Here is a 19,945-nt window from a genome sequence, read left to right on the forward strand (position 1 = left end):
TCTCCTTTCGCCCCATCCTATAGACGGACGCCATGAACGTTTATCTTCTGCAGATCGTCAACGGCATCGGAGTGGGAATGCTGTATTTCCTGCTCGCGGTCGGCTTGTCGATCGTGTTCGGCCTGCTGCGCTTCGTGAACTTCGCGCACGGCGCGTTCTATCTGCTCGGCGCCTACTTCTGCTACCAGGCGATGCAGTGGTCGATGAATTTCTGGACCGCGCTGGTGGTCGTGCCGATCGTCGTCGGTGCGCTTGCATGGATCGTCGAGAAACTGATCTTGCGGCACGTCTACGCGCAGCAGCACGAGTTTCATATTCTCGTGACAGTCGGCCTCGCGCTCGTCGTGCAGGAGTGCGCGATCCTGATCTGGGGGCCGATCGGCGACAACGTGCCGGTGCCGGACATGCTGAACGGCGTGGTGATATGGGGCAGTTTCGTCTATCCGAAGTACCGGCTGTTCGTGATCGGTTTCACGGCCGTGCTGGCGGCGTTGCTGTGGTGGGTGCTGGAAGGTACGCGGCTTGGCAGCGCGGTGCGCGCCGGTAGCGAATCGACGGAAATGGTGTCGCTGCTGGGCATCAACGTGTTGCGTGTTTTCAGCCTGGCGTTCGCGCTCGGCGCGGCGACGGCCGCGTTGGCGGGTGTACTTGCCGCACCGATTCGCGGCGTCGATCCGTTCATGGGGATCGAGGCACTCAGTGTTGCGTTCGTCGTGGTCGTAGTCGGCGGGATGGGGAATTTCCTTGGCGCGCTCGTCGGCGGGTTACTGGTGGGAATCGTGCAGAGCGTGATGAGCACGTTGTGGCCGGAAGGCGCGCGATTGATGATCTACGTCGCGATGGCCGCCGTTCTATTGCTGCGTCCGAACGGTTTGCTCGGGAGGGCGGCATGATCGATACCTCGAAACCCGGTGCGCAAAACGCAGCGTCTGCAACGACTCAGCGCGGCGTAAAACGCGCACTGCACCGCTATCGCTTTCTGCTGCTCGCGTTATTAGTGGTGTGTGTACTGCCGCTAACACTGCGTTCCGGATCGCTGGCCACCGAGGTGCTGGTGTTCGCACTCGCCGCACTCGGCTGCAATCTGCTGCTCGGCCACACCGGCTTGCTTTCATTTGGTCAGGGTATTTTCTTTGGGCTCGGCAGCTATTGCGCTGGTCTGGTTCTCACCAAGACGGCGTTGCCTGTTCCCGTCGCGTTGCTCGCGTCGATCGTGATCGGCGCAGCGGCCGCCGTATTGGTCGGCTGGTTTTCGATTCGCCAGCGCGGCACGTACTTCGTGATGTTGACGCTCGCGTTCGGGCAACTGTTCTATTTTCTGGCTTACACCACGCCTGATCTGACCGGCGGCGATAACGGCTTGCTCGACATTCCACGCCCGGCGCTCGGACTGTTTGGAAAAACACTCGTGCCGTTGACATCGCCGTGGCAATACTACGGCTTCGTTGCCGTGCTTTTCCTCGTGGTGTTCTGGTTGCTGATGCGCGTGTCCCATTCGGTTTTCGGCCGCACGTTACTCGCGATTCGCGACAACGAGGCGCGTGCGGCGGCGGTTGGTTACGACGTCAAACGCTTCAAGCTGATGGCGTTCGTGATCTCCGGCGCGGTCACCGGTCTCGCCGGCGCGCTGCACGCGCTGATGACCGGCATTGCGCCACTCTCCAACATTGACTATCACACGAGCGAGATGATCCTCGTGATGACGGTGATCGGCGGTACGGGCAATCTGTTCGCGTCGGTATTAGGCGCGGCGTTTTACGTGCTGTTTGCCGACTGGCTGTCGACTCTGTGGCCGCGCTGGTTGTTATTACTAGGCATTGTGCTGATCGCGGTCAGTCTGTTCATGCAGCGCGGCTTGTGGGGTCTGGGTGAACGCATCTGGCAAGCATTGCGCGGCAACGCGGACAACAAAGACAAGAAAGACAAGAAAGACAATAAAGGCCAGCGAGACCGGAAAGACAACGACGCCACCCAGGAGCCCGTATGAGCGAAGCCATTCTACGAGCCAGCGGCATCGTAAAACGTTACGGCAAATTCACCGCGCTCGCCGACGTCAACCTGAACATCCTGCCGCGCACGGTGCATTCGGTAATCGGGCCAAACGGAGCAGGCAAAACCACGCTGTTCCATGTCCTGACCGGCACGCTGCCCATCACGGAAGGCAAGATCATTTTCGACGGTCACGACGTTACGCGTGAGCCGGATCACAAACGGGTGCGTCGCGGCGTCGCGCGTTCGTTTCAGGTGACGAGTCTGTTCGCCAATCTGAGCGTACGAGAAAATCTGCGCCTCGCGGCGCAAGGCGTCGACGCCGTACGCGCATTAAATGCGTGGACCCCGCCGCATGGCGCGCTCACGCATGCGGACACGGTCGACGGTGTACTCGAACGGCTCGCGCTACAGCGCTTCAGCGAATTGCCGGCGAGCGCGCTGTCGCACGGTCAGCAGCGCCGGCTCGAAGTCGGCATGGCGCTCGCGGCGCGGCCCAAGGCGATCTTTCTCGACGAGCCGACATCGGGCATGGGTATCGACGATCTCGACGATATGAAGCAGTTGATTCGCGGACTGCGCGATGACTACACGGTAGTGCTGATCGAGCACAACATGGGGATCGTGATGGACATCTCCGACACGATCACCGTCATGCAGCAAGGGCGTGTGCTGGTTGAAGGCCGTCCGGACGAAATTCGCGGCGACGAGCGCGTGCGCAGCGCCTATCTCGGCAATATGATCACCGGAGGCCGCGCATGATTCTCGACGTGCAGGACATTCACGGTTTCTACGGCAAAAGTCACATTCTGCAAGGCGTCACGCTGCAGATCAACGAAGGCGAGACCGTCACGCTATTAGGCCGCAACGGCGCAGGCAAATCGACCACACTCAAAGCAATTGCGGGCGTCGTCACGCCGCAGCGCGGCACCGTGACCTTCAACGGCGCGAAGATCGGCGGTATGCCTTCGCACAAGATCGCCTCGCGCGGCGTGTGCTTCGTGCCCGAGCATCGCGGCATCTTCCGTTTGCTGACTGTCGAAGAGAACCTGAGGCTCGGCGCACGCAAAGGTTCTCCGTGGCAACTCGACGACATCTACCGCATTTTCCCGCGTCTGAAAGAGCGGCGTACGAACGGAGGCGCGCAACTGTCCGGCGGCGAACAGCAGATGCTTGCAATCGGCCGCGCGCTAATGAATCACCCGAGGCTGCTCATGCTCGATGAACCGGTGGAAGGACTCGCACCGGTGATCGTAGAAGAGATCGTCGCGCAGCTCAAACTGATTCGCGAAGCCGGCGTGGCGATTCTTCTGGTCGAGCAGAACCTTGAGGTCTGCACGCAGCTCGCGGACCGCCACTACATCATCGAACAGGGCGTGATCGTCTATTCGGGCGACAACGCGTCGTTCGCCGCGGACGAGTCGATCAAGGACCGTTATCTCGGCGTTGGCGTCGGCTAACGCGCAATCTGTCTTCAACACGAGGAAGCATTGATGCAAGTTCACGAATCAACATCCGTCGCGACGTCTGCCGATTTGCGAGTCGACGGCGCGCGGCTCTGGGACAGTCTCATGCAACTCGCGCAACTCGGCGCAACCGACAAAGGCGGTGTGTGCCGGCTCGCGTTGACGGAGCTGGACCGCGAGGCTCGCGACCTGTTCATCGCGTGGGTGAAGGAGATCGGCTGCACGGTGCGGATCGACGCGATCGGCAATATCTTCGCGCGGCGCGCGGGCTTGCGTGACGACCTGCCGCCGGTGATGACCGGCAGCCATATCGATACGCAGCCGACCGGCGGCAAGTTCGACGGTAATTACGGTGTGCTGGCGGGACTCGAAGTGTTGCGCACGCTCGCCGACGCCGGTGTGCGGACTCAGGCGCCGCTGGAAGTCGCCGTATGGACCAACGAGGAGGGTTCGCGTTTCGTGCCCGTGATGATGGGATCTGGTGTATTTGCCGGCGCGTTCACGTTGGAGCACGCGCTCGAACAACGCGACCGCGAAGGCATCTCGGTGCGCGACGCGTTGGCGGGGATCGGCTATGCAGGCGAAGATAAAACCCCGCATGCGGTCGGCGCGTACTTCGAAGCCCACATCGAACAAGGCCCTGTTCTGGAGGCGCACGACAAAACCATCGGCATCGTGCAAGGCGCGCTCGGTCAACGATGGTACGACGTGACGGTGCACGGCATGGAAGCCCACGCGGGCCCGACGCCGATGGAACTGCGTCGCGACGCATTGCTCGTTGCGGCGGATCTGATTCACGCGGTCAACCGTATCGCGCTCGATCATGCGCCGCACGGACGCGGCACCGTGGGCTGGCTGGACGTGCATCCGAACTCGCGCAACGTGATTCCGGGCCGCGTGACGCTCACGGTCGATCTGCGCGCGGCCGACGACACCATGCTCACTGCAATGGACAGCGCCTTAAGAGCTGCATGCGCGCAGGCAGATGCAAAGACCGGCATCGCGATAGACGTCGAACAGGTCGTCTATTTCCCACCTCAGCCTTTCGCCGCGGAACTGGTCGCCGCCGTGAAGCAAGGTGCGGAACGACTGGGATTTTCATCGATGGACGTGATCAGCGGCGCCGGTCACGACGCTGTCTATCTGGCGCGAGTCGCACCGGCCGCGATGATCTTCGTGCCGTGCAAGGACGGTATCAGTCACAACGAAATCGAAGACGCGCGCGCTGACCACCTGGAAGCCGGTTGCAACGTGCTGTTGCAGGCCATGTTGAACGCTGCGCAATTAGCGCCGAGCGAACCGGGGAGAGTCGGCGCATGAAAATCCTGATCGCCCGGATGAACCACGAGACCAATACCTTCTCGCCGGTGGCTACACCGCTGGCCGCGTTCGGCCGCAGCGGCCCCAGCTACGACTTGGACGCATTCAACGAGAACAAGGGCATGCAGACGGCGATGGCCGCCTTTATCGACGCCGCCGAGCGCGAGCGAGCGGAGATCGTCACCCCGGTATCCGCGTCGGCGAATCCGAGTGGACCCGTCGAGGCCGCCGCGTACGACTCGATCTGCGACGCGATCGTTGCGGCCGCAACCGGCTGCGACGCCGTGATGCTCGATCTGCACGGCGCGATGGTCGCTGAAAATTCGAACGATGGCGAAGGCGATCTGCTCGAACGCGTGCGCGCCGCGTTACCGCATGCGCCGATCGCGGTAGCGCTCGACCTGCACGGCAACGTCACGCAAAAGACGATCGACAACGCCGACGTGATCGTCAGCTTCAAAACCTATCCGCACGTCGACATGTACGAGACCGGCGCGCACGCGGCGCGGCTGATGTTCGACCTGATACACGGCAACGCGAAACCGGTGATCGCCTGGCGGCAGCCGCCGTTGCTCACGCACACGCTGCGTAGCGCAACCGCCGAGGGCGCGATGAAGCGCGCCGTGGACGCCGCGCGCGCGGCCGAAGCCGACGGCCTGCTCGCGGTCTCGGTGTTGTCGGGCTTCTCGCTGGCCGATATCGCCGCGCCTTGCATCAGCGTGATCGTCGTGAGCAACGGCGACCGCGCGCTGGCTGAAGCAACAGCGGAACGCATCGCGCGACAGATCTGGACGGAGCGCGAGGATTTCGTTTATCGCAGCGCGCCACTCGCCGAGTCGGTCGCGCAAGCGGCCGCGCTCGCGCAGGGTGCCGACAAACCCGTGCTGCTGCTCGATCACGGCGACAACTGCATGTCGGGCGGTACTTGCGACACCATGGATCTGTTCGAGGAGGCGCTCAAGCAGAAGCTCGAAGGCATCGTCAGCGGGCCGTTGTGCGATCCGCAGGCGGTCGCGGCGCTGATGGCGGCCGGTGTCGGCAGCACGGTGACCGTGACCATCGGCAACAAGGTGGCGGGCAGCGCGGTGACGCCACGGCCGTCGGTCGCGGTCACGGGCGTGGTGCGTGCACTGACGGACGGCGAGTATGTGATCAGCGGGCCGACCTACACGGGCCAGCGCGCCTTCATGGGACGCGCCGCGGTACTCGACACGGGCACGGTAAAGCTCGTGCTCACCGAGCGCACGCACGAGCCGTGGGACCTCGGCGTGTTCGAGAGCGTCGGCATCGATCCGCGCCGCGCGCGTTTCCTGCTGCTCAAATCGCGCATGTACTGCCGGCCGGTTTTCGTACCGATCGGCGCGGCGCTGGTGGAATGCGACAGTCGCGGCGTGACGAGTTCGGATTACGGCCTATTCGAGTTCAAGCAGGTGAAGCGGCCGGTTTATCCGTTGGATGCCGACGCCGAATGGACGCCCACTCACTGAATCGGCCCACATGTCAGCCACTTTGTGCGATCCGGGGCTTGTGCAACGCGCGCGGAGTCTCTATAATTCGCGCCTCTAAAGGCTCGTAGCTCAGTTGGTTAGAGCACCACCTTGACATGGTGGGGGTCGTTGGTTCGAATCCAATCGAGCCTACCAACGCATCAGTGACGTAGACGAAAGCGGCTCTGCTTTCGTCTACGGTCCTGTCAAAACGTATCACCCAGGCGTTCAGTCTGTCGCAGTAGCTCCCTCCGTAATACCCAATCCATCGCAGCGTCATGCTCTCGCGCAGACCAAGCTCGTGTATCACGTCGTCTATCGCCAATGCGCGGTACAGTTAAGCCTCTCCGTTTCGCCACTGAATAAACTGCCGTGTTCGCCACGCAGCGCCGGCAGCTTTAAAAAGGAAGCTGACGCAATGAAGAAGCTGATCAACGACGTCTCCGCGGTCGTCCCGGACATGCTCGACGGACTCGCGGCGCTCAATCCCAATCTCTCCCTGTTGCAAGGCGGCTCGATCGTCGTGCGTGCCGACGCCGAGTCCGCTGCCGCCCGCGGCGAAGTCGCGTTGATCTCAGGCGGCGGCTCGGGCCACGAACCGGCACACGGCGGCTATGTGGGCGCAGGCATGTTGAGCGCGGCGGTGGCGGGCGAAGTCTTCACGTCACCTTCCACCGACGCCGTGCTCGACGCGATCCGCGCGGTAGCCGGCGCGGCAGGCGTCTTGCTGATCGTGAAGAACTACACGGGCGACCGCTTCAATTTCGGCCTTGCTGCCGAGATCGCGCGCGCCGAGGGCATTCCCACCGAGATGGTGATCGTCGCCGACGACGTCGCGCTGACGGCAAGCGGCGATCATGCGGGCCGTCGCGGACTCGCGGGGACCGTGCTGGTCCACAAGATCGCGGGCGCGGCGGCAGCAGGGGGGCGGAGCTTGCCGGAAGTCGCGCGGATCGCACGCGAGGTGGCCGGCGCGCTCGGCACCATGGGTGTTGCGCTGACGCCGTGTACGGTGCCGGCAGCCGGCAAACCCGGCTTCGAACTGGCCGACAATGAAATCGAATGGGGACTCGGCATTCACGGCGAACCCGGCGTTGAGCGCGGCGCGATGGAGTCGGCGGACGTTATCGTCGGCAAACTGCTGGCGAAGATCGTGGGCGACCTGTCGTTGCAGGCTGGTGAGCGCGTAGCTTTGCTGGTGAATAACCTGGGCGGGACGCCATCGAGCGAATTGAATGTCGTGGCGGGATCCGCGCTGCGTTATCTGGCCGGCAAAGGGTTCAAGGTCGAGCGCGCGTGGGCCGGTACGTTCCTCAGCGCATTGGAAATGGCAGGCGTTTCGCTGTCGCTGCTGCGCGTGGACGACGAGCGCCTGCGCTGGCTCGACGCCGCGTCGCACACCAGCGCATGGCCCGCATTGAGCGGTCGCGTGGCGCAGGTTTCCGTACGGCCAGCGCCGGCTAAACCAGATTGCGTGAGTGGTCCGACGCTTTCGCGCGAAGCGCCGTTGCGCCGCGCGATCGAAGCCGTTTGCGCATGCCTGCTGGAAGCCGAACCGACGCTGACCGAAATGGATCAACGCGTCGGCGACGGCGATCTCGGCATCAGCCTGTCACGCGGCGCACGCGCGATTCTTGGTGAGATCGATACCTATCCCGCCGAATCGACGCCGGGCGCCGTGTTGCGCAGTATCTCCGCGACAGTAAGGCGCGTGGTCGGCGGGACATCGGGACCGCTCTACGCGGTGATGCTGGTGCGTGCGGCGGTCACGCTGGAACAGTCGAGCGGAACCACTGCAACCCCAGCGACCGCTACCGCTACCGCCACCGCGCAGAATTGGGCCGCCGCGTTCAGCGCAGGCGTAATAAGACTGATGGAACTGGGCGGGGCGCGTCCCGGCGATCGCACGATGGTCGATGCGCTCAAACCCGCCGCCGACGCATTGCAATCCGCGCTCGCCAGCTCGAATGAAACCGGCGAGGCATTGAAGGCCGCCGTCGATGCGGCCACCGAAGGCGCCGCGCAAACCGCGTCGATGCATCCACGGCGAGGGCGGTCGAGTTATGTCGGCGACCGCGCGCTCGGCCATGTCGATCCGGGCGCGCATGCCGTGGCGTTGTGGCTCGCGGCGATCGCAAGCGCTTACAGGTAACACTCGCCGTCGAAGTGCGCTCCGCGTCAGTTCGGCGCAATCGCCGACGGATGTTGCGCGAGCGGCGTGACGTTCAACACCATGTACGGAAACAGCGGCAACGAACTGAGCAACGTGTGAAGCTCGTCGTTCGATTCGACGTCTAACACGCTGTAATTCGCGTACTGTCCGGCCACGCGCCACAGATGCCGCCATTTGCCTTCATGCTGCAGCTTTTGCGAGAACGCCTTTTCTTCCGCCTTCAGGCGATCGATCAGCGCCGTGTCGGCGTCGGCGGGAATCTGAACCTGCATATGGACCATATACAACATGTCACCCCCTCCATCGAATAGGCCGCGCGTGGCGGCCGGAGTGTCTATTTAACTCCAGGCGAGACTCATCGGTGCACGGCCGCGCCAGGCGACACACGGCCCGGATTGGCCTTCATGCCGCGGCACCCCGCAGATCCCTGATGTGTTGATACACGGTCGCGCGTCCCATTCCGAGCACGTTCGCGACATAGTTGGCGGAGCTCTTGCCCTTGAATGCCCCCTCTGCCCAAAGTGCTTCCACCAGTTCACGGCGATTGTCCCGGCTCAGGGAGTTCAACGCAAGTTGGCGCTCCTGCAGCCATGCGTGAAGAAACGTGTTGATACGCTCCTGCCAGTCATCTTTAAACAACTCCTCGGGCTGTTTCACGATGCCCGCGCCGGTGATCACGCGATCGATGACCTGCTTGATGTCTTCAAAGACTGCAATGTTGTAGTTCACGCACATCATGCCCGCGGCTACGCCCGCGTCGTCAAAGAGGACCGTACTGACGCAGCGCATTCGCCGACCATCCCAGTTCACCTTTTCGTATGGACCGACCGTACCTGATTCTGCTGAGTGATCGATTTCTTCCAATGCTGACTCGTCACCTACTTCGCGCTTCGAAAGGTTATTCGCGATGTAAGCGACCGTCTGGCTTTGCAAGTCATGAATGACGATTTCAACGTACGGAAAAAAGAGCAACGCAACGCCATCGGCGACGCGGCTGTATCGATCCAGAAGTAGGCGGTGTTTCGCCGGGGTCTTGGTCTTTCGCATAAGAGGTGATTAAGTTTTGGTCATTGAATAGTCTGCATCACGTTGTTCGATGGTCCAGCAGACCCACGGGTTGTCCAACATTTTGCCATGAGTCGCACATGTCCTCATTCGCAAGCACCAGCCTGCGGGGGACAGTTGGGTCTGGCGCAGTCCACCACGATTAGTCATGAAGCAGTTTGCCCGATTGGCGGTCAGGAAGCGCTTCGTTTCCCCCAATCATTGCTACACGCTGGCCGGGTGTCACGAGCGAAATGTGTGCACGCGCTATGAGAGTTCCGCTTGCGCTTGCGTGGATCGGCGTGCGTCGGCCTGGAACTTCACTATCGCAAGCCGCAATCTCCGCAATGACGGCGCCACGCGTGACGTGTTGACCGCACGCTGCCTTCCACGCAATCACTCCGGCGGAGGGGGCCGCTACATGCTCAATCGCATTGAGCGCGACGATGGCCGGAGCTGGGCCGGCGCTGACACTTGTGTCGGTTCGCGCAATACCTTCGCTCCGAAGAAAATCGACCAGGCCGGCGGCGTCGGCGACGGCCAGTTCATCACTCACGTCCCGCTGGCCTCGGAGTTCAACCACGGCGGCGAAACCAATTGCTGGGTCACGGCTGATTCCCAGTGACTTGATCTTTCTCCACGCATCCCGGAATGCCTGGTCGAACGTTCCGCCCCCGGCCTCGTCCTCGAGAATCAAAATGGGTGCGCCCATGCACTGCGCCAGGGCCGCCGCGCGCTCCTGATAATCCCAGGAGCTGTAGATATGCATCATCGCCGTTTTATCGCAATGCAGATCGAGGACGGCGTCGTGCTCGAAGCCGATGGCGAGCAGTTGTCGCTTTAACACGTGAACGGGATCGAGCGACGAATCGAATTTCAGCGCCGCGTTGCTTAGCCATGACTTGAGTTCGGTAGTGGACGGGATCCGTTGTTCTGCGGTCCCGAATGTCGCGCCAATTTCCGAGCGCACGTCACAGAAGTTGCGATCGAAATTTCCTGTTCCACCCAGATCGAACCGTCCGGTCAGATGCCCCATGAGATGTTGCGCCATTCCAATGGGGTTTGCCCAGGTCGCAACCGTCACACGATGCAATAGACGGTCGCTTTCTTCAAGCTCTGCAAGCATCGCGAGGAAGTGTTGAAGTACCAGTAAGCCGGGTACCTCGGCCGCATGCAGTGCTGCCTGAATGTAGAGCGCCTTGCGACCGGAAGGCGGTCCGAATGTGCGAAGAGTCAGGTTGCAGCTGGTCCCGACGCCGGTGCTTTCAAGTTCTACCTGGTGCGTTATCATCGAACAACCTTGGATATCCCGCTTATTCGGTGGGTGTCGAGTTCTATAGGTGTCAGAAATCGAGTAAGAGGCTTCCCTTATCCATTCCTCTCACAGGACGCTCGCCGGCTAGAAGCGCGGCGCGTTGTCCAGGCCGCACAAGTTTCTGGAGTTGCCGGACGATCATCTGCCCGTCGACGGTACTCAAAACCGGAACGCGCTCGTTGAATCCGGAGCCGTCCAGCCGAACGATCTCTGCCACGACTTCACCGACACGGACCCGGTCTCCGGGGGCTTTGCGATAGACGATAATGCCAGCGCACGGGCACTGAACGTGAGACGCCCCTTCTAGCGGGAAAACCGCAACCGGCAGAGCGTCTGCATCGTTAGCCGGTGGTGTCTCAAGCGTCAGCAAGTTCTCACTGGCAAGAAAGCGTAGCAAGTTCGTTGAGTCGCTCTCAGCCAGTTCATCATTCACATCCGCCTGGCCGCGCAACTCGATGCTTGCGCTGAATCCACTTTCTGCTTGAGAAAGCAGACCCGCTGCCTGCACTGTTCCCCACGCACTCGAATGCACCTGGTCGAATGCGCCGCCACCCGCATCTCGCGGTTCGATCAGAACGACTGGCGCAGCCATGGTCCGGGCGAGCGCGGTCGCACGATCAAGTTGAAGTTCTGAAGCGTAGATGTGAGCGATGCAATCGGTATCGCAATGCAGGTCGAGCACAATGTCGTGCTGGACCGATAGCTTTGCGAGTTCGAGCTTCATGGTTTGCGTCGGACTCGTGGCCGGTAATCCGGCCAGTGTTTGTGCGAATGTTGTCCTCCATTCGTCTCGCGTGATCGTTCGGCCACGAGCTTTAGCAATGTGCGCATCTACGTGATCGTTAAGCAGCGGGAAATTGCGGTTGAAGTTCTCACCATTTTCGAAGTCGAAACGGCCTGCAATCGGACCAAAGAGCCGTTGCGACATGCCGATAGGATTCGCGTAAGGCACGACGGTCACGAGGCCGCTGATCGCGCCCGCAGCGTCAAGTTTTTGCAGCTTGTCGAGCAGATTCTGAAGCACGAGCAATCCAGGATGTTCATCCGCATGAAGTCCTGCGTGCAGATAAGCGCTTCGTCCGTTGGTGCGGTTGCCGAACTGATGGGCAAGCAGGTTCAGGCTGACGCCGGGCGCGGGCGACGGCAACGGAATATCCAAACGTCGGTAAGTCATGCATGCTCCCTCCCCGTCTCGGGGATTTGTCTAAGATTTGTTAAACGCTATCTTGAGATTGAAGCTCCGATTGTCAGCGGGGCTCCGTTATGTGATCCGCTGCCCGTCCAGGTATTTGAACAGTTCAAATGCGACGGCCACGTCTTCCAGTCCAAGTCCAATCGAGCGAAAAAACGCGTGTTTTCGATAGGAGGGCTTGCGGGCCATGCCGGCCGCGAGTTCGGGTAGATCACCCAACACACTGTCTGGATACCAGCCGTGCAGTTCCGCGGCCAACCGCATCTCGCCCGCGCTGCCCGGCGTGGTTCTACGGTAGTCGCAATAGACATCCATCTTGGGAAGCCATGCGGGAGGAATCTCGTGAGCATTCGCAACGTTGGTACTGATCGACGTAATGAGCTTCGGCTTTCCGAGCATGCCATCGTGCAGCACGGGTGTGCCCGATGATGTGCACAGGGCCACAACATCGGCATCGCGAACGCAATCTTCAATCGTCGTACAAACAGAGATTCGCTCGTCGATCGCGACGATCTCCGCGCGTTTCGCGGCGTTGTCCTTTAGTTCGGGCGAACACACCCGGATCGAACGCCACGGCCGCACCGTTGCCAGGTGGCGCAAATGCGCCAGCCCCACCGCACCCGTACCGACAATCGTGAGCTTTTCCGCGTCGGGCGTAGCGAGATGATCCACCGCCAGCGCGGTCGCTCCGGCGGTGCGCTCGATCGTCAGCAAGCCTGAATCACACCACATGAGTGGCTGCCCCGTCTCCATCGACATCAGTGTTGTCCAGGCGGTAATGACCGGCTTCGATTGCGTGACGATGTACGGCGATAATTTTGCGCCAAACACTTTAGCGTTTGCCATGACGCCGAGGTAGGTGACGAAGTCGCCCGCGTGGCCCGGGAAGAGTGTCAGTGTTTGTGACGGCTGCACCGCCGTGTCTTTCGCAAGCGAGCGAAACATCTGCGTCAACGCGCCGCGCACATCGAGATGAGGTAGGGCTCGACGAACGGTTTCCTGATCCGCGATCAAGGGGAATGCTTTTTCTGCGTTGCTCACTGAACTGATCTCCACGACGTTGCCGGCCTGCGGCGTTGGAACAATTCTAAGCCAAATAGTCCAGACTGGACATATTGTTTTGAAAATCTCTTGCTTTTCTTGAAGTCCAGAATAGACTATTGATCCAGATACGGGTGAGGTTCTTCTGGCGCCGCAGGTACTGTCGCGACGCTATGCAATCAGTCGCCGTCCGTGCCCCAAGTTAGCGTTGCCCAACTACATAAGGAGACGTCAATGTTTCAGAAATTCTCACGTTCAATCTTCGTCGCTGCTGCATTGCTTGGTTCGGTCGGCACTGTTGGCGCGCAGACTCAAAACACCTTGCGCGTGGGGCTCGAGGCAGCCTATCCGCCGTTCGAAAGCAAGTCCCCTACGGGTCAATTGCAGGGTTTCGATATCGATCTCGGCAATGCCGTCTGTGCAAAAATGGGCGTGAAATGCGAGTGGGTCGAGAACGCTTTCGATGGCCTGATTCCCGCGCTGCAGGCTCGCAAGTTCGATGTGATCAATTCGGCCATGAACATTACCGACAAGCGCAAACAGTCCATCGACTTCACCCAACCCATCTATATCGTGCCCATCGTGATGGTGGCGAAACGGGGGTCCGGCCTGATGCCTGATGTGAAGAGCTTGGAGGGCAAACGCGTGGGTGTCCTGCAGGGGTCGGCGCAGGAAGACTTCCTGAATCGCCACTGGGCGAGTGCTCGCGTCACGATTGTCCCTTACGCCGACCAGGATCAGGTGTACTCGGACCTCCTGGCGGGGCGCCTTGATGCCTCCGTTCAGGAGGCTCAAGCAGCTAAGGACGGTTTTCTGAGCAAGCCTGCCGGCCATGGCTATGCGATTGCCGGTCAGCCGCTCAGCGATCCGGCTACGCTCGGCGAAGGCATCGGCTTCGGCTTGCGCAGGGGCGATAGTGCCCTGGGAGGAAAGATCAATGCCGCGATCGACGCGTTGAAGAAGGAGGGAACGCTCAGTGCCTTGTCGCGGAAATATTTCGGGCGCGACATTATCGTGAAGTAGGGCGTGACTGAGTCGATACGTATCGGAGCGAAAGGACTGCAACAGGTCCGTCCTCGCTAACCAATCGCTGCATTGAATAACGATGGAGAATGACAATGAAAATCAAGGAATTTAAGGTTGAGCGCTGGATGGATCTGTACGAGCATAAATGTTCGTACAACCTGGCGGAAACCTGCGTGGAATCGCTGACCGTCGATCAGTTGCTGACGCTTGCGGGCAAGCAGGACAGTATTCTTGACGAGCTCCGCGGGCTCAAGCTCACCTATGGCGCCATCGACGGTTCAGACCGGCTGCGCGAAGCGATTTCGACCCTGTACGCCCGTCAATCGCTGGAGAACCTGCTGGTGACGCACGGCGCTATCGGTGGCAATGCGCTGGTGTTCGAGACGTTGGTTGAACCGGGCGATACGGTAATTTCAGTTTTGCCCACGTACCAGCAGCACTATTCGATTCCCGAGAGCTACGGAGCCGATGTCCGGATTCTAAAGCTGCGTGAGGAGAATGGATTTCTTCCCGATCTCGCCGAACTTCGAAGTCTGATCAACGACAAAACCCGGCTGATCGCGATCAACAATCCGAATAATCCGACCGGCTCTCTGATGGACGAGAAGTTCCTGGCGGAGATCGGTGAGATCGCGCGTTCGTGCGGCGCATATGTATTGTGCGATGAAGTCTATCGAGGAACGGATCAGGAAGGCAGTGGTTACACGGCATCGATTGCCGACCTGTACGAACGTGGTATCAGTACGGGGAGCATGTCGAAAACATACTCACTCGCCGGACTCCGGCTCGGCTGGATCGCCGGCCCGAAAGAACTGATCCGCGCTGTCGCGATTCATCGCGACTACAACACGATCAGCGTCGGCATGATTGACGACCATTTCGCCTCCATTGCGCTGGAGAACCGCGCAGCGATTCTTGCGCGCAATCACGACATCGTGCGGACCAACCTGGCCATAGTGGATGCGTGGATTGCAAAAGAGCCTGCCATTTCGTATATCAAGCCCAAGTCCGGCACAACGGCGATGCTGAAGTATGAGCTGCCGATGCCCTCGCTGGAGTTCTGCACAGAACTCGTTGAACAAACCGGCGTGATATTGACACCGGGCAGCGCGTTCGAGATGGAAGGGTATGTGCGGCTTGGGTACGCGAACAATCGGACCGTTCTGGAGACAGGACTCTCCATGATTTCAGCGTTCCTCGCGAGGCAGTTGCGCTAGACCATAGCCCTCGCGGACGAGTTCGCGGGGGCCCACTGCATCGCCTTGGCGAGACCTCAGCGAGGTAGATCGCGGATACGTTCGTCGGCAGCTCGATGCCAACTATCGTGATCCGCATGAGGCGCCTCTTCCCGCTCGAGTGGCTGACGACACTTCAACGCACCGCATGAGGAAAGTACTTTCCAGGGCAAGAGCGCGGCGGACTACGTCGCCAGGTTGTTGGCAATGGGACTTGCCACGGTTTTAAACCATCTAAAGGATTTGCGAGGCAACGAATGACACAAACACTATTCGAACGGATAGAAGAAGCGCATCGCGCGATTCGTCCGCAGGTCGCGGTGACGCCGCTTTCGCATAGCCCGATGCTATCGGAAGTGACTGGCTGTGACGTGTATCTTAAGTGCGAACATCTGCAGCATACGGGCTCATTCAAATTTCGCGGCGCGACGAACAAGGTTCGGTTGCTCGACGAGGTGACTCGCCGCAAGGGCTTGCTGTCGGTATCGACCGGCAATCATGGGCAGGGCGTCGCGCTTGCCGGAAAGCTCGCCGGCGTAGCGGTCACGGTGTACGCCGCCAAATCGACGTCTCCGATCAAACTCGACGCGATTCGCGCACTTGGCGCGGAGCTGGTGACAATCGACGATACGCCGCTCGCCGTTGAAATCGAAGCCAGACGCCAGGCAAAGCTCAAAGGCATGGCCTTCGTCGCGCCTTACAACGACATCGACGTCATTGCGGGGCAGGGCACGATTGGTGTCGAACTGCATGAACAGGCGCGCGCCGCAGGCATTGAACTGGCCGCTATATTTGCGTCGGTCGGAGGCGGTGGTCTCATTTCGGGTATCGGCACCGCGATTCAGCAACTGAGCCCGGCGACCGCGGTGGTTGGCTGCTGGCCCGCCAATTCGACTGCGCTGTACAGCTCGCTGAAGGCGGGCAAGATCATCGAGGTCGACGAAACAGAGACCATTTCCGATGGCACTGCGGGTGGCATCGAGCCGGATTCAATGACGTTTGGAATCGGGCAAAAGGTGATCGCGCATTCAGATCTCGTCAGCGAAGAAGAGATCAAGGCCGCGATGAAATTGCTCGCACAAACCGATCGCTGGATGGTGGAAGGCGCCGCTGGCGTTGCACTCGCGTCGCTGCTGAAACTTGCGCCCGAGTATCAGCGCAAAGCTGTTGCCGTGGTGCTGTGCGGGCGCAACATCATGCTGAAAAAATTCATCGAGGCGGTCAAGTGAAAATCTGGACTAGAGAGGAGATCGAAGCACGCTTCGACATGGAACGGGCAGTGCGTATGGTCGAGGAAGGGTTCATCGCCTATTCCAGAAAAAAGGTTCAGGTTCCACCCATTCAGAACTTTCGGTTCGATTCAGTCGGCGGTGAGTGCTGCGTGAAGTCGGCCTATGTCCAGGGCGCTGAAACGTTCGCGGTCAAGGTGTCTTCGGGTTTTTACAACAATGCGGAACTCGGACTGTCGAGCAATAGCGGACTCATTGTTCTATTTTCGGCCAGGACGGGCAAGCCAGTCGCGTTACTGCAGGACGAAGGCTGGCTGACTTCCGTGAGGACCGCGATCGCAGGCCAGCTTGCTGCACGCGTTCTCGCTCCGCGCGAGGTTCACGGTATCGGCATCATCGGCACGGGGCTTCAGGCCCGCTTGCAACTTGAGTATCTGAAAACCGTGACCGCATGCCGCGATGTGCATGTCTGGGAACCGGTCGCTCAACTGCACACGCGTTTTGCAGCGGATATGTCCGTGCATGGCTTCAACGTGCGGGTGCATGAGACCGCCGAGAGCGTCGCGGCAGACGCTAATCTGATCGTTACGGCAACACCCTCGCGCGAGGCGTTGTTGAGGTCGGCGTGGGTGCGCGACGGTACCCACATCACCGCGGTGGGTGCGGACGGGCCGGGCAAGCAGGAACTCGATCCGGCAATCGTCGGTCGTGCCGGCGTGGTGGTGGTGGATTCGATCGAACAGTGCAGCAAATACGGTGAAGTCTCGCATGCGCTGTCGGCTGGGCTGATTCAGGCCCGCCAACTGATTGAACTGGGCAGCGTACTCGCGGCTGGCGGCCGTGGCCGTGATGATTCGAACGCTACACAGATCACGATTGCCGACCTGACCGGCGTGGCCGTTCAGGACGCGCAGATCGCGGATAGCGTAGTGAGCGAAGTTTCCTGAGGACCTTGGCATGCTCGACTGATTCAGGAACGGAAGCACACGCACAGCTAATCGCGGCAGTTGCGGCGGAGGCAAGAAGCTGCGCGGTTAACGGCAAAAGACGTCCGCTGTGGACGTCTTTTGCCGTTAAGGGCGAAACAGATCGAACCCGGCCAACGCGACAACGCCGCTGACCATGATCATCGCGACCGAGTGTTGTCCGAAGTAAAGCAGGCCCGCAGCAGACCAACTCGTCAGAGCGAATGCAGCGATGTGTTTCATACGTTAAAACCTCAAAGCGACGGCAAGCAGGCCGCTCACCACACCACACGCCACCACCGCCAGCGCCACCACCGTCAGCACGCGGCGCGGGAACGAGCGTCCGAGCATCGCCATGGACGGCACGCTGATCAGCGGCAGCGTCATCAGTAACGCGCCGGCGGGACCGGCCGCCATGCCGAAGGACAGCATGGCCTGGATAATCGGCACTTCGCCCGCGGTCGGGATCACGAACAAGGTGCCGGCAATCGCCAGCGCGACGATCCACAGCAGACTGTTGTCGATATTCGGGCCGATATGCGGGAACAGCCACGCGCGCGCCGCGCCGAGAATCAGCACCAGCACGATGTATTCGGGGATCAGCCGCAGCGTCATCGTGCCGAGAATTTTGACCCAGCGTGTGAACGCGGTGCCGGGTTCGTCGAGCGTGATCAGTTGGGCCATGGCTTCGCGCGACGCTTCGGCTTCCTTCGGCGTGACCATGCGGTTCACCAGATAGCCGAGGCCGAACACCATCACGATGCCGAGGGCGAGCCGCAGGCCCATCCACTGCCAGCCGAGCACGAATCCCATGAAAATCAGCGTGGCCGGATTCAACGCGGTATTGCCGAGCCAGAATGCGATCGCCGCGCCGGGCGCGGCCTGCCGCGCGCGCAAACCGGCGACGACCGGCGCCGCGCAGCAAGTACACATCATGCCGGGCAACGACATCAGGCCGCCTTTCACGACGCTGCTGAAATCGCTCCGGCCGAGCGCACGCGCGACCCATTGCGGCGGAATCAACGCCTGCACCGCCGACCCCAGCAGCAGGCCGAGCACCATGGCTTGCCAGATCGCCTTGCCGTAGGCGAAGGCGTAGTCGACGGCGGCTTGCCACGACGCCGCGGGCGCATTGGCCGAGGCGCCCATCAGGATCGACTTGCCGATCGAATGCTGGCTCGCCGCGACGAACGCGCGGTTGTAGTACGGAAACCACTTCACATAGAAGAGGCCGACGACGGCGATCAGCAGAAACACGATCCAGCCCAGTGCGACGCGCGGCTGACGGAGGGTTGATTGCATGATGGTGTTAAACGTAAGTTTTAATCAGGTGATCAGGTAATCAGGTCACAACGAGCGTGCGGTTGTCGAGTTGCGCCAGCAGTGCCTTCGCCTGGTCGACGACATCGGCGTCGTTGGGACGGAAAAGCAGTGGTAACGCGCGCGGCAATTGCACGAAATGCTGATGGCTGCTGCGCGCATACGCCGGATCATAGTGCCGCTCGATCAACTCGCGGGCGAGTTCGGCGCGCGCATTGCCGTCCACCAGGTGTTGCCAGCCGGCGACGCGTTCGCGGCTGTGCAAGCCGATCATTCTTTGCAACTGTCCTTTCAGCGACTCGGGGTCGTCGAACAGATGCGCGTAATCGTGCAGCAGGAACGCCGCGCGATCTTCCTGGCTCGACTGCACTTCGACGCAGGCGCCCTGATGAAACGTATCGAGCAGCGCGAGCGGCAGCGAAATGGAACCGATGCGGCGGCTCTCCGCTTCGACGAATACCGGCCGCGCAGGATCGAAGGCGCGCAGGGCGGTGGCGAGCAGCGTGTCGAAATGCTTTTGCGACGGCTGCGGCACGCCCGCCCACGCGCCGAGCAGTGAGCCGCGATGCGACGCCAGCGCTTCAAGGTCCAGCGTTTGCGCGCCCGCCTGGTTCAGCGCGGCGAGCAGGCGCGTTTTGCCGCTACCGGTAGGGCCCACTAGCGCAATATAAGTGAAACGGGTCGGCAACGTACCGAGCGTGTCGAGTGTGTCCCGCCGGTAGGTCTTGTAGCCGCCGTCGAGCTGGCGTGCCTGCCAGCCGATCATGTTGAACAGCGTGGTGACCGAGCCCGAGCGTTTGCCGCCGCGCCAGCAATAGATCAGCGGCCGCCAGTTGCGCGGCCGGTCCGCGAAGGTCGTTTCCAGGTGATGCGCAATGTTGCGCGCGACCAGCGCGGCGCCGATCCGCGTGCCTTCGAACGGTGACACCTGTTTGTAAGTCGTGCCGACCAGTACGCGTTCCTCGTTACTCAGCACGGGGGCGTTGGTTGCGCCCGGAATATGGTCTTCCGCGAACTCAAGAGGCGTGCGTACGTCGATGATTTCGTCGAAATCACCGGCTTTTTCGAGGCTGACGAGAAGATTTTTCAAGGGGAACGGACAGGGCGGCGCAGCGGAAGGGGGAAATTATCGCATGCGCCGCC

At 60.9% G+C, this 19,945-nt stretch carries 19 protein-coding genes and 1 tRNA gene; 12 read left to right on the forward strand and 8 right to left on the reverse strand.

Going from position 1 to position 19,945, the window contains the following annotated elements; translation table 11 throughout:
* Positions 1–32 precede the first annotated feature (32 nt).
* From GGD40_RS30205 to dhaK, 8 genes are all read left to right on the forward strand, one after another.
* The gene (locus GGD40_RS30205; RefSeq protein WP_179746113.1) at positions 33–893 is read left to right on the forward strand and encodes a branched-chain amino acid ABC transporter permease; all 861 of its coding nucleotides are present in this window, start codon (positions 33–35) and stop codon (positions 891–893) included.
* Positions 890–1,987 carry a branched-chain amino acid ABC transporter permease gene (locus GGD40_RS30210; protein ID WP_257030623.1) on the forward strand — a complete coding sequence of 366 codons (1,098 nt, stop codon included), beginning with the start codon at positions 890–892 and terminating at the stop codon, positions 1,985–1,987. Before GGD40_RS30205 ends, GGD40_RS30210 begins: the two co-directional genes overlap by 4 nt.
* Positions 1,984–2,751 (forward strand): ABC transporter ATP-binding protein, encoded by a 768-nt coding sequence (locus tag GGD40_RS30215; protein WP_179710706.1) that lies wholly within the window; start codon positions 1,984–1,986, stop codon positions 2,749–2,751. The genes GGD40_RS30210 and GGD40_RS30215 overlap by 4 nt, the downstream gene beginning before the upstream one ends.
* Positions 2,748–3,449: an ABC transporter ATP-binding protein gene (locus GGD40_RS30220; RefSeq protein ID WP_179746114.1), complete on the forward strand. Its 702-nt coding sequence runs from the start codon at positions 2,748–2,750 to the stop codon at positions 3,447–3,449. Before GGD40_RS30215 ends, GGD40_RS30220 begins: the two co-directional genes overlap by 4 nt.
* A gap of 33 nt (positions 3,450–3,482) precedes the next feature.
* Positions 3,483–4,775 carry a Zn-dependent hydrolase gene (locus GGD40_RS30225; RefSeq protein ID WP_179746115.1) on the forward strand — a complete coding sequence of 431 codons (1,293 nt, stop codon included), beginning with the start codon at positions 3,483–3,485 and terminating at the stop codon, positions 4,773–4,775.
* Positions 4,772–6,262, forward strand: a complete 1,491-nt coding sequence (locus GGD40_RS30230) for a M81 family metallopeptidase (protein ID WP_179746116.1) — start codon at positions 4,772–4,774, stop codon at positions 6,260–6,262. Before GGD40_RS30225 ends, GGD40_RS30230 begins: the two co-directional genes overlap by 4 nt.
* A gap of 79 nt (positions 6,263–6,341) precedes the next feature.
* A tRNA-Val gene (locus tag GGD40_RS30235) sits at positions 6,342–6,418 on the forward strand.
* Between the two features lie 262 nt (positions 6,419–6,680).
* Positions 6,681–8,414: a dihydroxyacetone kinase subunit DhaK gene (gene dhaK / locus GGD40_RS30240; protein WP_179746117.1), complete on the forward strand. Its 1,734-nt coding sequence runs from the start codon at positions 6,681–6,683 to the stop codon at positions 8,412–8,414.
* Positions 8,415–8,440: 26 nt separating this feature from the next.
* On the opposite strand, the gene catC is transcribed toward dhaK, so the two are convergent.
* The 5 genes from catC to GGD40_RS30265 form a co-directional block, all read right to left on the reverse strand.
* Positions 8,441–8,725, reverse strand: a complete 285-nt coding sequence (catC, locus tag GGD40_RS30245; protein WP_179710696.1) for a muconolactone Delta-isomerase — start codon at positions 8,723–8,725, stop codon at positions 8,441–8,443.
* A 112-nt stretch (positions 8,726–8,837) separates the two neighbouring features.
* Positions 8,838–9,482 carry a helix-turn-helix transcriptional regulator gene (locus GGD40_RS30250; RefSeq protein ID WP_179710694.1) on the reverse strand — a complete coding sequence of 215 codons (645 nt, stop codon included), beginning with the start codon at positions 9,480–9,482 and terminating at the stop codon, positions 8,838–8,840.
* A 160-nt stretch (positions 9,483–9,642) separates the two neighbouring features.
* Positions 9,643–10,770: a succinylglutamate desuccinylase/aspartoacylase domain-containing protein gene (locus tag GGD40_RS30255; protein ID WP_179746118.1), complete on the reverse strand. Its 1,128-nt coding sequence runs from the start codon at positions 10,768–10,770 to the stop codon at positions 9,643–9,645.
* Between the two features lie 52 nt (positions 10,771–10,822).
* Positions 10,823–11,968: a succinylglutamate desuccinylase/aspartoacylase family protein gene (locus GGD40_RS30260; protein ID WP_179746119.1), complete on the reverse strand. Its 1,146-nt coding sequence runs from the start codon at positions 11,966–11,968 to the stop codon at positions 10,823–10,825.
* 87 nt (positions 11,969–12,055) lie between these two features.
* Positions 12,056–13,027: an ornithine cyclodeaminase family protein gene (locus GGD40_RS30265; RefSeq protein ID WP_179746120.1), complete on the reverse strand. Its 972-nt coding sequence runs from the start codon at positions 13,025–13,027 to the stop codon at positions 12,056–12,058.
* Between the two features lie 234 nt (positions 13,028–13,261).
* Here GGD40_RS30265 and GGD40_RS30270 point away from each other — a divergent pair, with 234 nt between their 5' ends.
* The 4 genes from GGD40_RS30270 (at position 13,262) to GGD40_RS30285 (ending at position 17,464) form a co-directional block, all read left to right on the forward strand.
* Positions 13,262–14,050: an ABC transporter substrate-binding protein gene (locus GGD40_RS30270; RefSeq protein WP_179710687.1), complete on the forward strand. Its 789-nt coding sequence runs from the start codon at positions 13,262–13,264 to the stop codon at positions 14,048–14,050.
* A 95-nt stretch (positions 14,051–14,145) separates the two neighbouring features.
* On the forward strand, positions 14,146–15,270 hold the full coding sequence (locus GGD40_RS30275) for an aminotransferase (RefSeq protein ID WP_179710686.1): 1,125 nt from the start codon (positions 14,146–14,148) through the stop codon (positions 15,268–15,270).
* Positions 15,271–15,545: 275 nt separating this feature from the next.
* Complete coding sequence (locus tag GGD40_RS30280; protein ID WP_179746121.1) at positions 15,546–16,517, forward strand: threonine/serine dehydratase; 972 nt, start codon at positions 15,546–15,548, stop codon at positions 16,515–16,517.
* Positions 16,469–17,464 (forward strand): ornithine cyclodeaminase family protein, encoded by a 996-nt coding sequence (locus GGD40_RS30285; protein ID WP_373565375.1) that lies wholly within the window; start codon positions 16,469–16,471, stop codon positions 17,462–17,464. The genes GGD40_RS30280 and GGD40_RS30285 overlap by 49 nt, the downstream gene beginning before the upstream one ends.
* Before the next feature lie 126 nt (positions 17,465–17,590).
* Here the strand turns inward: GGD40_RS30285 and GGD40_RS37095 are convergent, their stop codons facing one another.
* Genes GGD40_RS37095 through mnmH form a run of 3 tightly spaced genes read right to left on the reverse strand, consistent with a single transcriptional unit; the run spans position 17,591 to position 19,892 of the window.
* Positions 17,591–17,725, reverse strand: a complete 135-nt coding sequence (locus GGD40_RS37095; RefSeq protein ID WP_035561465.1) for a hypothetical protein — start codon at positions 17,723–17,725, stop codon at positions 17,591–17,593.
* Positions 17,726–17,728: 3 nt separating this feature from the next.
* Entirely contained in the window at positions 17,729–18,784 is a 1,056-nt protein-coding gene (locus GGD40_RS30290; RefSeq protein ID WP_179746122.1) for a permease, read from the reverse strand.
* Positions 18,785–18,824: 40 nt separating this feature from the next.
* Positions 18,825–19,892 (reverse strand): tRNA 2-selenouridine(34) synthase MnmH, encoded by a 1,068-nt coding sequence (mnmH, locus tag GGD40_RS30295; protein ID WP_179746123.1) that lies wholly within the window; start codon positions 19,890–19,892, stop codon positions 18,825–18,827.
* Positions 19,893–19,945 lie beyond the last annotated feature (53 nt).

Source organism: Paraburkholderia bryophila, assembly GCF_013409255.1.
Taxonomy (GTDB): Bacteria; Pseudomonadota; Gammaproteobacteria; order Burkholderiales; family Burkholderiaceae; genus Paraburkholderia.

What these genes read in the sequence shown, in the direction of transcription:
- GGD40_RS30230 (WP_179746116.1), top strand. Translation starts at nt 4,772, where the DNA reads ATGAAAATCCTGATCGCCCGGATGAACCACGAGACCAATACCTTCTCG.
- GGD40_RS30215 (WP_179710706.1), top strand. Translation starts at nt 1,984, where the DNA reads ATGAGCGAAGCCATTCTACGAGCCAGCGGCATCGTAAAACGTTACGGC.
- GGD40_RS30280 (WP_179746121.1), top strand. Translation starts at nt 15,546, where the DNA reads ATGACACAAACACTATTCGAACGGATAGAAGAAGCGCATCGCGCGATT.
- GGD40_RS30220 (WP_179746114.1), top strand. Translation starts at nt 2,748, where the DNA reads ATGATTCTCGACGTGCAGGACATTCACGGTTTCTACGGCAAAAGTCAC.
- GGD40_RS30250 (WP_179710694.1), bottom strand. Translation starts at nt 9,482, where the DNA reads ATGCGAAAGACCAAGACCCCGGCGAAACACCGCCTACTTCTGGATCGA.
- catC (WP_179710696.1), bottom strand. Translation starts at nt 8,725, where the DNA reads ATGTTGTATATGGTCCATATGCAGGTTCAGATTCCCGCCGACGCCGAC.
- GGD40_RS30225 (WP_179746115.1), top strand. Translation starts at nt 3,483, where the DNA reads ATGCAAGTTCACGAATCAACATCCGTCGCGACGTCTGCCGATTTGCGA.
- GGD40_RS30275 (WP_179710686.1), top strand. Translation starts at nt 14,146, where the DNA reads ATGAAAATCAAGGAATTTAAGGTTGAGCGCTGGATGGATCTGTACGAG.
- GGD40_RS37095 (WP_035561465.1), bottom strand. Translation starts at nt 17,725, where the DNA reads ATGAAACACATCGCTGCATTCGCTCTGACGAGTTGGTCTGCTGCGGGC.
- GGD40_RS30255 (WP_179746118.1), bottom strand. Translation starts at nt 10,770, where the DNA reads ATGATAACGCACCAGGTAGAACTTGAAAGCACCGGCGTCGGGACCAGC.
- GGD40_RS30290 (WP_179746122.1), bottom strand. Translation starts at nt 18,784, where the DNA reads ATGCAATCAACCCTCCGTCAGCCGCGCGTCGCACTGGGCTGGATCGTG.
- GGD40_RS30205 (WP_179746113.1), top strand. Translation starts at nt 33, where the DNA reads ATGAACGTTTATCTTCTGCAGATCGTCAACGGCATCGGAGTGGGAATG.
- GGD40_RS30210 (WP_257030623.1), top strand. Translation starts at nt 890, where the DNA reads ATGATCGATACCTCGAAACCCGGTGCGCAAAACGCAGCGTCTGCAACG.
- GGD40_RS30260 (WP_179746119.1), bottom strand. Translation starts at nt 11,968, where the DNA reads ATGACTTACCGACGTTTGGATATTCCGTTGCCGTCGCCCGCGCCCGGC.
- GGD40_RS30270 (WP_179710687.1), top strand. Translation starts at nt 13,262, where the DNA reads ATGTTTCAGAAATTCTCACGTTCAATCTTCGTCGCTGCTGCATTGCTT.
- dhaK (WP_179746117.1), top strand. Translation starts at nt 6,681, where the DNA reads ATGAAGAAGCTGATCAACGACGTCTCCGCGGTCGTCCCGGACATGCTC.